We start from the raw sequence: 14469 nt of genomic DNA, 5'->3' as shown, positions 1-14469 counted from the left end.
GCGTGTTTCCTCAGGCGAGACCGAGGCCGCCGACGGCCAGGTCGATGAGCTTGATGCCGATGAAGGGCGCGACGAGGCCGCCGAGGCCATAGACGGCGAGGTTGCGCGCGAGCAGCGGTCCCGCTCCCATCGGGCGATAAGACACGCCCTTGAGCGCAAGCGGCACGAGCAGCGGAATGATCAGCGCGTTGAAGATGATCGCCGACAGGATCGCGCTTTCGGGGGTGGTCAGCCCCATGACGTTGAGCACGCCGAGCCCCGGATAGAGCGCGACGAACATCGCGGGAATGATCGCGAAATATTTGGCGACGTCGTTGGCGACCGAAAAGGTGGTGAGCGCGCCGCGCGTCATGAGCAATTGTTTGCCCAATCCGACGACTTCGATCAGCTTGGTCGGGTCGCTGTCGAGGTCGACCATATTGCCCGCCTCGCGCGCCGCCTGCGTGCCCGTGTTCATCGCGACGCCGACATCGGCCTGCGCCAGCGCCGGCGCGTCGTTGGTGCCGTCACCGCACATCGCGACGAGCCGTCCACCCGCCTGTTCCTTGCGGATCAAGGCCAGCTTGTCCTCGGGGGTCGCCTGCGCGAGGAAATCGTCGACCCCGGCCTCGGCAGCGATCGCCGCGGCGGTGAGCGGATTGTCGCCGGTAATCATCACCGTTCGAATACCCATTGCGCGAAGCTCGCCGAAACGGTCGCGGATGCCCGCCTTGACGATGTCCTTCAGAAAGATCGCGCCGAGCAGCCTGCCGTCCATCGCGACCGCCAGCGGCGTCCCGCCCGCGCGCGCGATCTCGTCGGTGATGCGGCGCAATTCGGTTGCGGCAGCGCTCGCATCCGCACCGGGATTGGCGCGCAGAATCGAGTCCACCGCGCCTTTCTGAATCACGCTCTCGCCGATCCGGATGCCCGAAATCCGCGTCTGCGCGGTAAAGGCGATGGGCTCGGCACCGGCGGGCAAATCCGCCGCCTGGCCGAAATTCTCCCGCGCCAGCACCACGATCGAGCGGCCTTCGGGCGTTTCATCGGCAAGACTCGCGAGCAGCGCCGCCTCCGCAAGCTGCGCTGCCGAATGACCGCCCACGGCACGAAATTCGGTGGCCTGCCGGTCTCCCACGGTGATCGTGCCGGTCTTGTCGAGCAGCAGCACATCGACATCGCCCGCCGCCTCGACCGCGCGGCCCGACTTGGCAAGCACGTTGAAGCGCACGAGCCGGTCCATGCCCGCGATGCCGATCGCCGAAAGCAGCGCCGCGATCGTCGTCGGGATCAGCGTGATCAGCAGCGCGGCCAGAATCGCGACGGGGATCGCGCCGCCGGCATAGGACGCAAAGGCGGGGATGGTGCCGACGGCGATCAAAAAGATGATCGTCAGACCGACCAGCAGCAGCGTCAGCGCGATCTCGTTCGGGGTCTTCTGCCGGTCGGCGCCTTCGACCAGCGCGATCATCCGGTCGAGAAAGCCCTGGCCCGGCCCCGCGGTCACGCGGACACGGATCGCGTCGGAGATGACGCGCGTACCCGCGGTCACCGCGCTGCGGTCCCCCCCGGCCTCGCGGATCACCGGCGCGCTTTCGCCGGTAATCGCGGCCTCGTTGACCGACGCGGCGCCCGCGACGACTTCGCCGTCCGACGGGATGAGGTCGCCGGTCTCGACAAGCACCACATCCCCGACCTTGAGCGCGCTGGCGGGGATATCGTCCCACGCCGGACCGCCACCCTGCAACCTTTTCGCCGTCAGTTCGGCCTTGGCGGCGCGCAGCGAGGCCGCCTGCGCCTTGCCGCGCCCTTCGGCGAGCGCTTCGGCGAAGGTGCCGAAGAGGACGGTGAGCCAGAGCCAGAGGACGAGTTGCAGCTTGAAGCCGGTCGCGAGACCATCCTGCCCGATAACGAGCAGCATGGTCAGCAGCGACGCGACGACCGCCGTGGTGAACATCACCGGATTGCGGATCAGGTCGCGCGGATGAAGCTTGCGGAAGGCCCCGCCGATCGCCGGGACGACAAGATCGGCGGTGAATACAGACCTGGTTTCGGACCGAGCCATGGAAATGATCCTCAGAAAAGCTGGCCGCCCACCATCGCAAGATGGTCGGCGACGGGGCCGAGCGCGAGGCTGGGCAGGAAGGTCAGGCCGCCGACGACGGCCACGATGCCGATCAGCAGGCCCGTCCACAGCGGCCCGGTGGTCGGGAAGCTGCCCGTGGTCGCCGGCGTATATTTTTTCGCCGCCAGGCCGCCCGCGATCGCCAGCATCGGCACGATGATGAAGAACCGGCCGATCCACATCGCGACGCCGAGCAGGCCGTTATAGAAGGGCGTGTTGGCGTTGAGCCCCGCAAAGGCCGACCCGTTGTTCGCGACCGCGCTGGTGAAGGCGTAGAGGATCTCCGAAAAGCCGTGCGGCCCCTTGTTGAGCGGCCCCGCCAGCCCCGCCCCGGTCACCGATGCGATGGCAGTGAAGCCGAGGATGACGAGCGGCAGCACCGCGATCGCGAGCACCGCGAGCTTGACCTCGCGCGCCTCGATCTTCTTGCCGACATATTCGGGAGTGCGTCCGACCATCAGCCCGGCCACGAAAATCGCAAGGATCGCGAAGAGCAGGAAACCATAGATGCCCGCGCCGACGCCACCGACCACGACTTCGCCAAGTTGCATGTTGAACAGCGGGATCATCCCGCCCAATGCAGTGAAGCTGTCGTGCATCGCATTGACCGCGCCGCACGAGGCCGCCGTCGTGACCACCGCGAACAGCGCCGACTGCGCGATGCCGAAGCGCACCTCCTTGCCTTCCATATTGCCGCCCGCGGCGCCAAGCTGGTGCAGGATCGGGTTGCCGGCGGCTTCCTGCCAATAGGTGATCGCGGCGCCCGCGAGAAAGAACGCCATCATCGCGGCGAGGATCGCCCAGCCCTGGCGCGGATTGCCCACCGCCTTGCCGAAGGTCCAGGTCAGCCCGACGCCGATCGCGAAGATCGACAGCATCTGGACGAAATTGGTCAGCGCGGTCGGATTTTCGAACGGATGCGCGCTATTGGCGTTGAAGAAGCCGCCGCCGTTGGTGCCGAGCAGCTTGATCGCTTCCTGCGACGCGACGGGACCGAGCGCGAGCGTTTGCCGGGCGCCCTCGAGCGTCGTCACGTCGACCGAGCCGGCAAGCGTCTGCGGCACTCCGCTCGCGATATAGAAGAGGGCCAGGACGACGCAGACCGGCAGCAGCAGATAGAGCGTCACGCGCGTCATATCGGCCCAGAAATTGCCGATCGTCTTCGTTTCGCGCCGCGCGAAACCGCGGAACAGCGCGAAGGCGAGCGCGATGCCGGTCGCCGCCGACAGGAAATTGTGAATGGTCAGCCCCAGCATCTGGCTGAGGTTCGACATCGTCGATTCGCCGCCATAGCTTTGCCAGTTGGTATTGGCGGTGAAGCTGATCGCCGTGTTGAAAGCCAGGTCCGCGCTCGTCCCGTCACGACCGAGCGGATTGAGCGGCAGCACGCCCTGCAAACGCAGCACCGCATAGGTGAAGAGCAGCAGCGCGGCATTGAAGATCAGCATATGGACCGCATAGCGGCGCCAGCCCTGTTCCTCGTTCGGGTCGATCCCCGACAGGCGGTAAAAGCCCGCCTCGACCGGGCCGAGCAAGCGGTGGAGCGGCGTGCGCCGCCCTTCGTAGAGCGCGAAAAGCCACAGGCCCATCGGCTTTGCGAGCAGGAGCAGCAGGCCGGTGAAAACGGCGATCAGCAGCCATCCCTGAAAGGTCATGGCGCGCCTCCCCTAAAAGCGTTCGGGCCGCGCGAGCACCGCGACGAGGTAGAAAAGAAGACCGAGCGCGGTGAGGCCCGCGAGCCAGAGGTCGAGAGACATGGGCACCAATCCCTATGCGTCGTCGCACAGCCGCGCATAGCCAAGGCTCGCGGCGAGGAGAGCGAGGATGATGCCGATCCAGATCAGATCCTGCATGATGTTGCTCCGGCAAGACGCGGGCCACGGAATGGGCGAGTCGTCTGCAGGAGGCTCAAATAGGAGAAAGCCGCGTTTGAATTCGAGAGCGCGAAATCTCGGGCCGCATAGTGTTTGCGTATGATTTTTCGGACCGTCGATCATCTCGCCTCTGGGGCGAAGATGAACTTCCGGGGCTTTTCCCCGCTACACCTCGAACAAGGCCTTCAAATCCTTCTTCAGGATTTTGCCGTTCGCATTGCGCGGCAGCATGTCCGGCGCGAACCGGATCGCGACCGGAACCTTGAAGGCGGCAAGGCGCGCCCGGACCCAGCCCTGCAGCTCGGCCTCGGTCGCGGACATGCCCGGCGCCAGGTGGACGACCGCGACCGGTTCCTCTCCCAGTGTCCGGTGCGGGATGCCGATGACCGCGGCGTCGGTCACGGCCGGATGCTCGTAGAGTATGTTCTCGACTTCGGACGAATAGATATTCTCGCCGCCGCGCAGCACCATGTCCTTCGCGCGGTCGACGACATAGAGAAAACCTTCGTCGTCGAGCCGCGCAAGATCGCCGGTGCGCACCCAACCGTCGACGAAGGTTTCCGCTGTCGCCTCGGGTTTGTTCCAATAGCCCTTCACGATCATCGGGCCCCGCGCCCACAGTTCGCCGACCGTCCCCACGGGCAACAGGGTAACGCCATCGTCGGCGCGGATTTCAAGGTCGGCGACCGCGACCGGCGGCCCGGCGCTGGTCGGGCGAGCGAGATAATCCTCCGCCCCGTGCGAGGTGACCGTCGCCGTCGTTTCGGTCATGCCCCAGCCGTTACCCGGCAGCGCGCCGAATTCCTCATAGATGCGCTTCACCAGTTCGGGCGCCGACGGCGCTCCGCCGTATGAAATCGCCTCCAGCGAGGAAAGGTCGTATCGCGCGCGGTCGGGGTGCTCGATCAACTGCCACGCGATTGTCGGAACGCCGCCGGTCACATTGACCTTCTCGCGCTCGATGATCTCCATCGCGCGCGCCGCGTCCCATTTGCGCATGAAGATGGTGGTGTGGCCCGCCGCCATCGCTCCCATCAACATCGCCGAACAGGCGGTGACGTGGAACATGGGGATGACGGTCAGCAGCGTGCGCGGCATCGGATCGGGAATCGGCTCGCCGCGGCGCAGAAAGCTGCGCGCCGCCGAAAAGCCGCCCGACAGGATATTGGTGACGAGATTGCGGTGCGTGCCGAGGGCGCCCTTGGGATTGCCGGTCGTGCCGCTGGTATAGAAGATCGTCGCTTCGTCGTCGCTCTCGATCGCGACCTGCGGCCGCTCCTCATCGGGCAGGCCGCTCCAGCCATGCGGCGCGCCGACGATATCTTCGAGCGCGGTCGCCCCTGCGACGGGCGCATCCGCCCGCGCCACGATCAGATGTTCGACCGCGGGCATCTCTTCCAGATGGTCGCGGATACGCGCGTGGCGCTCGGCGTCGACTAGGAGCAGCTTCGCACCCGAATCGCGGATGCCATAGGCAAGCTCGGCGCCCGTCCACCAGGCATTGAGCGGCACCGCGATCGCGCCGATCGTCACGATCGCAAAAAAGATCATCGGCCATTCGGGCAGGTTGCGCATCGCGAAGGCGACTCGATCCCCCTTGCCTACACCCATCGACCGGAACGCGCGCGCGAGGGTGGCGGTCGCGCGCCAATTCGCCTCATAGCTGACTCGCTCGTCGTCGAGGATCGTGAACAGCCGTTCGCCGTGGGTGCGCGAGAGGTCGAGGAGCTCGCCCAGATCGTGTGGCGCATTCTTCCAAATTCGCGTCGGAATGCCACCGACAAGGGCATGGTCCATTTCGAACTTGGCACCTGGCGCCGTAAGCAGGGCATTCGCCTCGGCGATGGACATGCTGGGCCAGGCGGGATCGAGCGGAACGATACGTTCGCTGGTCGGATCTTCAGCCATCGGCAAAGCTTCCATAATCTCTCTCCTCGTGCCGAGGGCCAGCCTCGGCTTACCGCTTCGGTAGGCCGCAGTTGACGTTCACGTCAACCGCGGGTGCGCAAAAATGCAAACAATGAGGCCGCAAGGATGTCGACCATCCGGCTGGGGATGCCGCTTCGCTCGCGGCGCGAGCCGCCAAAGCAGGGTCGCACCTGCGCGCACGACGAACCGCGAGGCTTTGTCCTGTATCCGCGGCGACAGTTGGTATGCTCCCTTGTCAAAGGTCCGGCGCCCGACTATCCGTCGCGTCACGAACCCCGGGGGCATATCAACCAGCGGACGCCGCAACCAAAGATTGCTTCAGCTGAACCCTGTTCCAGCCATTCCCTACGTCGAACAGCTCAGCATCGGGCCTGGGCGCCGCACGCTTGCCATAAGCCTGGCCGTGCTGATCACGGCGCTGCTGCTGTTCATGCTGTTTTCCTTTGGTCCGGGAAAGCCGCCGGGCACCAGGCAGGAGCGCGTCAGCGTGGTGAGCCTGAGCGTCTCCGAGGCTGGGAAAGAGTCGCCCGAACCGAGCAAATCGAAGCCCGAGCGGACCAGGGAGCAGTCGCAGCCACCCCCCGAAAAACCGCAGTCGCCGCAACCACCCGAACCGCTGCCCCCGCCACCCATTACGCCGCCAGCCGCGCCGCCGCTGGCAGTGCCGCCATCGCCGCCCAGCCCCCCGAACGTCCTTCGCCCGTCAAACGGGCGGGTTTATGGGCCGCCCGACACCGGCGGCTCCCCCGCCTCCCGCGACTCCGAGCGCGTGGGAACGGCGCCCAATGGCGAGCCGCTCTATGCCGCGACCTGGTATCGCGAGCCGAGCGATGACGAACTGCGCGGCTATCTGTCCACCGCCAGCGGGCCCGGTTGGGGTCTGATCGCCTGCCGCACGGCGCCGGATTATCGCGTCGAGGACTGCGTCGGGCTCGACGAATATCCCTATGGGTCGCAGATCAATCGCGCAGTGCTCGCCGCGGCGTGGCAGTTCAAGGTGCGACCTCCGCGGCTCGGCGGACGGACTTTGGTGGGCAGTTGGGTCAGGATCAGAATCGACTACGACGTCCGGCGGCGCTGACCGCCGCCGTGTTGCCCCCGGCCTCTCCGATTGCGTCGAGGAACCCAACCGCTAGGTCGTACCTCGAACGATAAGGCGCGTGGGCAGCACGATGTCGCGTTTCCCCCCGGGATCTGCCGCATCTGCCACGATGCTCACCGCCCGGAATGCAAGATCGGCAATGGGTTGGTGGACCGTGGTCAGGGGCGGCCATGCGAGCTGCGCGATATAGCTGTCGTCGAACCCTGCAATCGCGACCTGGTCCGGAATCGACAGGCCCCGATCGCGGATCGCCATCATCGCGCCGATGGCAACTTCGTCGTTGAACGCGAAAATCGCGTCGGGCCACGGCCCCGCGGCCTTCAGAAGATCGACCGTCGCAAGCCGCCCGCTTTCCGAAATCGATTCGTGGACTTCGATGCGGGAAAGCGCGATGCGCGCCGGGTCGCCTCCCAATTCGGCCAACGCCTCGCCGAAAGCCCGTTCGCGGATCGACGCGGCGGCGTGGTCGGCGGGCCCCGCGATGAAGGCGAAGCGGCGACGCCCGCTGTCCCAGAGATGCCTTGCAAGTTGCCGCACGCCGTGGCGGTCGTCGGCGCTTACCGCGATCGACCGGTCAATCCGCGTGCCGGGAGTGATGCGCACATAGGGCACACCGTCGCGGTCAAGAGCATCAAGCAACCTCTCATCGTCACAGACGGGCGGCGTCAGGATCAGCGCATCGCAACGGGCGCCGCGCAAGCCCTGTTCATACCGGTCGACGACGCTGTCGGAACCATGGTCGAATTCCTCGAGGACGAGATGATAGCCATATTGACGGCAGGCCTTTGCCGCACCCCGGAAAATCTCCGCGAAATAGAAAGAGGAAAGATGCGGCATGAAAGCGCCGATCAGAAAGGAACGCGACGCCGCCAGCGATCGCGCGGCCTGGTTCACACGATAACCGGTTTCGCGGATCGCCGCCTCGATGCGCTCGCGCGTCGCCGCGCTCACATTCGCATTGCGGTTGACGACCCGCGACACCGTCTTCGCCGACACGCCGGCGATCGCCGCCACATCGTCCAGGGTTGCAGGCTTTTTCACGCGAGGACCGATAGGATTCATCGCGCCTTGTTAGACACGGAATACGTATCCAGTCCAGCATCAATGTCAGCGCTGACATTTTTGCATTGTCAGCGCTGACATTATTAGTTAGCTATCGATTCAAGACAAAAGAAATCGGGGAGAGTTTCATGAAATCGTGGCTTTGCTGCGCGGGGCTGCTTGCCGCCTGCTCGACCTTCGCCATCGCCCAGCGGGCAGAGGCGCAGGATACGACGAACAACGCCGACAGCCGCGCCGCCGCGACCGAAGCGGCGATGACCGACGCCGAACGGGTCTCGCTGCTCCACGGTGTCATGGCCATGCCCTATGGCGACGTGAAGATACCCGAAGGCGTCCCTTTCGGCGCGGGTTATATTCCCGGCATCGAACGCCTCGCCGTTCCTCCTCTTACCGAAACCGACGCCAGCCTCGGCGTTTCCTATGTCGGCGGATTGCGTGGCGACGGCGCGACCGCGCTGCCTTCCGGGATGGCGATGGGGTCGACGTGGAGCCCGGAACTGATGCACAAGGGCGGCGCCCGGATCGCCGACGAAGCGCATGCCAAGGGCTTCAACGTCCTCCTCGCGGGGGGCATCAACCTCGTCCGCGATCCGCGCGGCGGCCGCGCCTTCGAATATCTGGGCGAGGATCCGCTTCATTCGGGGCTGCTCGGCGGTGCGGCGGTCGCGGGCATCCAGTCCCGCCACGTGATTTCGACGGTCAAGCATTTCGTGCTCAACCCGACCGAAACCGGGCGCCAGTTCCACAACGGCATCATCGACGAGGGCGCCCTCCGCATGAGCGATCTGCTCGCCTTCGAGATCGCGATCGAAAAGGGCCAACCCGGGTCGGTTATGTGCGCCTATAACAAGGTCAATGGCGCGCAGGCGTGCGGCAACGACCGGATGCTCAACGGCATCCTCAAACGCGACTGGGGCTACAAGGGCTGGGTGATGTCCGATTGGGGCGCGGTGCGGGCGACCGATTTCGCGATCGAGGGGCTCGACCAGCAATCGGGTGCGCAGCTCGATGCCTCGGTTTTCTTTGGCCAGCCCTTGCTAGACGCCGCGAAGCGCGACAAGCGATACCGCGACCGCATTGCCGATATGAGCCGGCGCGTGCTGCGCTCCATTTACGCCGTCGGCGTCGACAGCAACCCGCCTCGCAAGGCGCCGGTCGATGGCGCCGCCGGCGCCGCGGTCGCGCAGGAAATTGCCGAAAAGGGCATCGTCCTGCTCCAGAACCGCGGCGGGATCCTGCCGCTGGCCGCTTCCGCCAAGCGCATTCTCGTCGTCGGCGGCTATGCCGACGCGGGCGTGCTCTCGGGCGGCGGGTCGTCACAGGTGCAAGGTCAGGGCGGCCCGGCCGTCTCGCTGCCCACCATCGAAGACGGGCCGTTCACCGCGATGATGGCGCAGAATTTCCATCGCTCCTCGCCGCTTGCCGCCATTCGCGCCCGGGCCCCGCAGGCCGAGGTCGTCTTCCGCGACGGCCGCTATCCCGCCGAAGCGGCGCTGGCGGCGAAGAACGCCGATCTCGTCATCGTCTTCGGCACCCAGTGGATGACCGAAGGACTCGATGTCGCCGACTTGTCACTGCCGCAAGGGCAGGATGCGGTGATCTCGGCGGTGGCGAAGGCCAATCCGAACAATATCGTCGTCCTCGAAACCGGCGGCCCAATCGCCATGCCGTGGAAGGATGATGTCGGCGCGATCGTCGAGGCCTGGTATCCCGGTGCGCGCGGCGGCGAAGCGATCGCCGCGATATTGTTCGGCGACGTCAATCCGTCGGGGCGCCTGCCGGTGACCTTCCCGGCCTCCGTCGCGCAGCTTCCGCGCCCCGCCCTGCCCGGTGCCGAAACGGTCGCGCCCAGCTTCGGCGGGCACGGCAAACCCGGCCAGACGCTCGACATTGATTATAATGTCGAAGGGGCGGACGTCGGCTATCGCTGGTTCGCGCGCAAACAGGAAAAGCCGCTTTACCCCTTTGGTTACGGGCTCAGCTACACCAGCTTCGAACGCTCGGGCCTTGCCGTATCGGGGGGCGCCAACCCCAGCGCGTCCTTCACGCTGCGGAACAGTGGTGGGCGCGACGGCGCTGATGTCGGGCAAGTCTATCTGGTCGAAACGCCGCGCGGCAAGACGCGCCGACTCGTCGCTTTCGCACGCGTCGACCTGAAGCCCGGCGAAGCCCGCACGGTCGAGGTGCCGATCGACCCGCGACTGCTCGCCGACTGGACCGCAAAGGGTTGGACTATCGCGCCCGGCACCTACCGTTTCGCGCTCGGCGCGTCGGCCGAAGATTTGATCGAGGAAACGAGCGTCACGCTCGCTGAAAGGACTTGGAACTACCGCCAATAGATAATCAGGACAGGGGATCGACATGAAGAGGATTTGGACTTCCGCCATAGCACTCACCGCGGCCCTCGCCGCCGCGACGCCGGCACTGGCGCAGGAAGTGGCGACCGACGGGCAAAGCGGCGGCTTCGGCGACATCATCGTCACCGCACAGAAGCGCGCCGAAAATCTGCAGGATGTGCCGATCTCGGCGACTGTCGTCAGTGGCGACCAACTCGCATCGCGCCAGATATTCGATCCGTCTCAGCTTCAGCTCGTCGCGCCAAGCCTCCAGGTCAAAAGCTTCAACGCCGCGCTCGGCGCGTCCAACTTCTCGGTTCGCGGGGTCGGCACGCTCAGCTTTTCGAACACGATCGAATCGAGCGTGACCTCGGTGATCGACGGCGTGGTGATGGGCAATCCGTCGCTCGGCTTCATGAACTATCTCGACCTCGCGCAAATCGAAGTGCTCAACGGGCCGCAAGGCATGTTGTTCGGGAAAAATGCATCGGCGGGCCTCGTCAACATCACGACGCGGCGGCCGGAGATCGGCCGTTTCGACGGACAGCTCTCGGGCGAGATTGCGCAGATGAAGGTGCCGGGCGACGGCCTGCTCTATCGCCTTCAGGGCATCGTCAACGTGCCGCTGGGCGACACCGCCGCGCTGCGCGTCAGCGCCTCGCAGACGCATACCGATCCCGTCATCAAGAATCTGGTGACCGTGCCTGGCAGCCAATATGGCCAGGACCAGACCAGCCTGCGTGCCAAGCTGCTCTGGGAGCCGACGCCGGAACTCAGCATCTACATCGCCGGCGATTATGCCCATTCCTCGGGCGTCGGCTCGGGCGGCAGCGCCGACCGCATCGTACGGACGACCAGCCTGTTCGCCGCCGAAAATGCCGATCTCGGCATCGTCGCCAGTCCCGACAATTTCTATTCGAGCTATGGCGCGCCGACCAGGGCGACCTTCGACGTCGGCGGGGTGCAGGCCAATATCGACTATGAATTCTCCGGCGGCCACACGCTGACCAGCATCACCGCGTGGCGCAAGTTCGACGCCGACAATCTGTTCGATTCGGACAAGCACCGCATCGATATTCTCGACACCAACCACCAACTCTCGACGATAAGCCAGTTCACCGAGGAATTGCGGCTGGCATCGCCGACGGGCCAATTTTTCGAATATCAGCTCGGGCTTTATTATTTCGATTCCAAAAGCGATTCGGACATCACGGCCAGCGGCGCCTATGGCGAGACGGCGCCGCCGCCCGCGGGCTTCGATGCCTGGCTGGGCATTCGCTCGACCGGTTCGATGACATCGAAAAGCTATGCCGCCTTCGGGCAGGGCACGCTGAATCTCAGCGACCGGTTCCGCTTCACCTTCGGCGGCCGCTACACCTACGACAAGCTCAAGCTGCGATCGATCAGCGACGACACGGGGTTCGTCGTGCCGCTCGGCGCGACAGGGTCGCGCGATCAGCGCATCAGCGAGGAGAATTTCTCGTGGCGCGTCGGCGCGCAATATGACCTCACCGACGATGTCATGGCTTATGCATCGGTGGCGCGCGGGTACAAGGGGCCGGGTTTCAATCTGACGATCGATCCGAACGCGCCGCTCATCATGCCCGAAATCCCGACGTCCTACGAAGCGGGAATCAAGTCGACGCTGCTTGACCGCCACCTGATCTTCAACATTTCGGGCTACACCTCGACCTTCAAGAATTTCCAGGCGCAGGCCTTCGATACGGCGAGCAACGGCTACGTGCTGCTCAACGCGGGCGCGCTCAAATCGCGCGGGTTCGAGATCGAGGCATCGGCTCTGCCGGCGCAGGGGCTCGTGTTCAATCTGGGGGTGAGCTACGTCGATGCCTTCTTCTCGGACTTCCAGGCCGACAAATGCTATCCTTTCCAACCCGACTGCCGCGCCAACGGCACGATCGACTCGTCGGGCAACCGCCTGCCGAACGTGCCCAAATGGACGGTCAGCCTGACGGGCCGCTATGAAACACCGGTCAGCGAACATATGGCGGTATTCCTGCAAGGTGCGCTCTACAGCCGCACCAAGTCGAACTTCAGCTCGACGGCGGATCCGAGCACCGAATTGCCGGGCTATACGCTGTTCGACGCGAGCATCGGGCTCAAGGAGATCGACGACAAATATAAATTGACGCTCTTCTGCCGCAATTGTTTCGACAAGCGCCAGCCGACCTTCATCAATTCCAACTCGCAGTCGCGCGGCGATTATTACCACATGTTCGGCCTCAACTCGTTCCGCACGCTCGGTGTGTCGCTCGAAGGGCGTTTCTGAAAAAGTGGAAGGCGCCGGGCCGCCGGTCGCGGCGACCCGGCGCAACCGGAAGGTTGACTATGATGAGAAAATGGATCGCGGCCGCGGCCGGCACCCTGGCTATCGCGGCAGCCGCAACATCGCCCGCGGCCGCCGAGGAAAAGCCCGGTGCGCCGAAGCTGGTCATCCTGATTTCGATCGACCAGTTTTCGGCCGATCTGTTCAACGCCAGCCGCAGCGATTTTCATGGCGGGCTCGCGACGCTGGCGGGGGGGATTGTTTATTCCAATGCCTTCCACGCCCACGGTGTGACCGAGACCTGCGCCGGCCATGCCGTGATCGCCAGCGGCCGGCACCCCAATGCGACAGGGATCATCGCGAACCAATGGTATGACCAGCGCGGCGCGATCGATCGCTATTGCACCGACGACGGCGTCCACGTCGCGGCGCGCGCCAGCCGCAAGCTCGGCGTCGGGCCGGGGATGCTGGAGGTGTCCACGCTCGGCGACTGGCTGAAGGCCGCTTCGCCCGCCAACCGCGTCTTTTCGGTCGCGGGCAAGGACCGCTCGGCGATCATGATGGGCGGTCATCATCCCGACGGCGCCTTCTGGTTCGACGGCAAGCAGGGCTTCGACAGCTGGGGCGATGATCCGCAGCAGGCACAGCGACGCCTCGCGCCGCTCGACCGCCTCAACGCGGAGCTCGCGAAGCGCCTCGCGGCACCGCCCCCCTGGACCTATCGGCGCGAGGCCTGCCGTCAGCGTGAGGCTTATATCCCCCTGCCCGGCGGCGGAAATTTCCACGCCCACCTGCCGCCCGATCCGGCGGCGGCGATCCCGGGACAACCGGCCGCAAACGGCCCGTCGCTGCCGCCCTGGTTCTATGACAGCGCCACGATTGACGCTGCGCTCAGCCTGATCGACAGCGAAGCGCTCGGCCGCGCGGCGGGAACCGATCTGCTGGCGGTCGGCCTTTCCGCGACCGACATGGTCGGCCATGCCTATGGCACGCAGGGACCCGAGATGTGCGACCAGATGGCGCGCGTCGACGAAGAAGTCGGGCGCCTCCTGAAGCGCGTCGAGGACCTGCATATTCCCGTGCTCGTCGCGCTGACCGCCGATCATGGCGGCGGCGACATCCCCGAACGGCTGACGATGCGCGGCTATCGCGATGCCGGCCGCATCGATGCCAAGGCCTTGCTGACCGATCTGAACGCCGCGGCGCGCACCGCGGCCGGCATCGGCTGGGATCCGCTGCGTCCAGCCTATTTCGATCCGACCCAGCTCGTCGTCGTCGATGCCGAAGGACGCTCGCTTGCCGACGCCGCTCTCAAGGCGCGCATCGCCGAAGCCGCCGCGACGCGGGCCCTCGCTCTGCCCGGCATCGCGGGCGCGTGGACCGCCGCGCAGCTGCGCGCGCGTCGCCCCAATCCGCGCCTTTCGCCCGATCTATTGCCGGTTGCCGATCGCATGGCGCTGTCCTTCTATCCCGAGCGCAGCGGCGACGTCCTGCTCGCGACCGATCCGCTCAAGATCGCCGCGCCGCCGCTCCCCGGCCTGTTCATGATGGGGCATTCGGGACCGAGCGATTTCAACCGGCGCGTCCCCATCCTATTCTGGTGGCCCGGCGTGGTCCATCAGGAGCGTGCCTTGCCGGTGCGGGTGGTCGATCTCGCGCCGACCCTCGCCGCCGACATGCGGATCGCGCCGAGCGATCCGGTCGATGGAGAATGCCTCGAACTCGGCGATACCGGGACGACCTGTCTCACGCCGCCTGCGCCGTCGCGCTAGGATTCG

General features: G+C 65.6%; 10 protein-coding genes. 4 read left to right on the top strand and 6 right to left on the bottom strand.

Annotated elements, in window-relative coordinates; all coding sequences use genetic code 11:
* Positions 1 to 10: 10 nt before the first annotated feature.
* Genes kdpB through ACVENA_RS04440 form a run of 5 tightly spaced genes read right to left on the bottom strand, consistent with a single transcriptional unit; the run spans position 11 to position 5886 of the window.
* Positions 11 to 2044: a potassium-transporting ATPase subunit KdpB gene (gene kdpB, locus ACVENA_RS04460; RefSeq protein WP_449327817.1), complete on the bottom strand. Its 2034-nt coding sequence runs from the start codon at positions 2042 to 2044 to the stop codon at positions 11 to 13.
* A gap of 11 nt (positions 2045 to 2055) precedes the next feature.
* Positions 2056 to 3759 (bottom strand): potassium-transporting ATPase subunit KdpA, encoded by a 1704-nt coding sequence (gene kdpA / locus ACVENA_RS04455; RefSeq protein ID WP_257548511.1) that lies wholly within the window; start codon positions 3757 to 3759, stop codon positions 2056 to 2058.
* A gap of 12 nt (positions 3760 to 3771) precedes the next feature.
* Complete coding sequence (locus tag ACVENA_RS04450) at positions 3772 to 3861, bottom strand: potassium-transporting ATPase subunit F (protein WP_329629123.1); 90 nt, start codon at positions 3859 to 3861, stop codon at positions 3772 to 3774.
* 12 nt (positions 3862 to 3873) lie between these two features.
* Positions 3874 to 4101, bottom strand: a complete 228-nt coding sequence (locus tag ACVENA_RS04445; RefSeq protein ID WP_257548507.1) for a hypothetical protein — start codon at positions 4099 to 4101, stop codon at positions 3874 to 3876.
* A gap of 42 nt (positions 4102 to 4143) precedes the next feature.
* Complete coding sequence (locus tag ACVENA_RS04440; RefSeq protein WP_449327816.1) at positions 4144 to 5886, bottom strand: class I adenylate-forming enzyme family protein; 1743 nt, start codon at positions 5884 to 5886, stop codon at positions 4144 to 4146.
* 424 nt (positions 5887 to 6310) lie between these two features.
* Here ACVENA_RS04440 and ACVENA_RS04435 point away from each other — a divergent pair, with 424 nt between their 5' ends.
* Positions 6311 to 6988 (top strand): hypothetical protein, encoded by a 678-nt coding sequence (locus ACVENA_RS04435; RefSeq protein ID WP_257548502.1) that lies wholly within the window; start codon positions 6311 to 6313, stop codon positions 6986 to 6988.
* Positions 6989 to 7039: 51 nt separating this feature from the next.
* Here the strand turns inward: ACVENA_RS04435 and ACVENA_RS04430 are convergent, their stop codons facing one another.
* Positions 7040 to 8050, bottom strand: coding sequence for a LacI family DNA-binding transcriptional regulator (locus tag ACVENA_RS04430; protein ID WP_257548500.1), 1011 nt, complete (start codon positions 8048 to 8050; stop codon positions 7040 to 7042).
* 149 nt (positions 8051 to 8199) lie between these two features.
* Between ACVENA_RS04430 and ACVENA_RS04425 the strand changes: the two genes are divergently transcribed.
* From ACVENA_RS04425 to ACVENA_RS04415, 3 genes are read left to right on the top strand one after another with little or no spacing between them, the layout of a single operon-like run.
* The gene (locus tag ACVENA_RS04425) at positions 8200 to 10410 is read left to right on the top strand and encodes a beta-glucosidase (protein WP_449327815.1); all 2211 of its coding nucleotides are present in this window, start codon (positions 8200 to 8202) and stop codon (positions 10408 to 10410) included.
* A 22-nt stretch (positions 10411 to 10432) separates the two neighbouring features.
* Positions 10433 to 12694: a TonB-dependent receptor gene (locus tag ACVENA_RS04420; RefSeq protein ID WP_449327814.1), complete on the top strand. Its 2262-nt coding sequence runs from the start codon at positions 10433 to 10435 to the stop codon at positions 12692 to 12694.
* A 59-nt stretch (positions 12695 to 12753) separates the two neighbouring features.
* A complete protein-coding gene (locus tag ACVENA_RS04415) occupies positions 12754 to 14463 on the top strand; it encodes an alkaline phosphatase family protein (RefSeq protein ID WP_449327813.1) in 1710 nt (569 codons plus the stop codon).
* Positions 14464 to 14469: the final 6 nt, after the last annotated feature.

Source organism: Sphingopyxis sp. 550A (assembly GCF_053569535.1).
The sequence above is the reverse complement of the archived record's forward strand: the minus strand, read 5'-3'. Positions and strand labels throughout refer to the sequence as shown.

Coding starts and splice junctions, on each gene's coding strand:
- kdpB (WP_449327817.1), bottom strand. CDS start 2,044: ATGGCTCGGTCCGAAACCAGGTCTGTATTCACCGCCGATCTTGTCGTC.
- kdpA (WP_257548511.1), bottom strand. CDS start 3,759: ATGACCTTTCAGGGATGGCTGCTGATCGCCGTTTTCACCGGCCTGCTG.
- ACVENA_RS04450 (WP_329629123.1), bottom strand. CDS start 3,861: ATGTCTCTCGACCTCTGGCTCGCGGGCCTCACCGCGCTCGGTCTTCTT.
- ACVENA_RS04445 (WP_257548507.1), bottom strand. CDS start 4,101: ATGATCGACGGTCCGAAAAATCATACGCAAACACTATGCGGCCCGAGA.
- ACVENA_RS04440 (WP_449327816.1), bottom strand. CDS start 5,886: ATGGCTGAAGATCCGACCAGCGAACGTATCGTTCCGCTCGATCCCGCC.
- ACVENA_RS04425 (WP_449327815.1), top strand. CDS start 8,200: ATGAAATCGTGGCTTTGCTGCGCGGGGCTGCTTGCCGCCTGCTCGACC.
- ACVENA_RS04420 (WP_449327814.1), top strand. CDS start 10,433: ATGAAGAGGATTTGGACTTCCGCCATAGCACTCACCGCGGCCCTCGCC.
- ACVENA_RS04415 (WP_449327813.1), top strand. CDS start 12,754: ATGATGAGAAAATGGATCGCGGCCGCGGCCGGCACCCTGGCTATCGCG.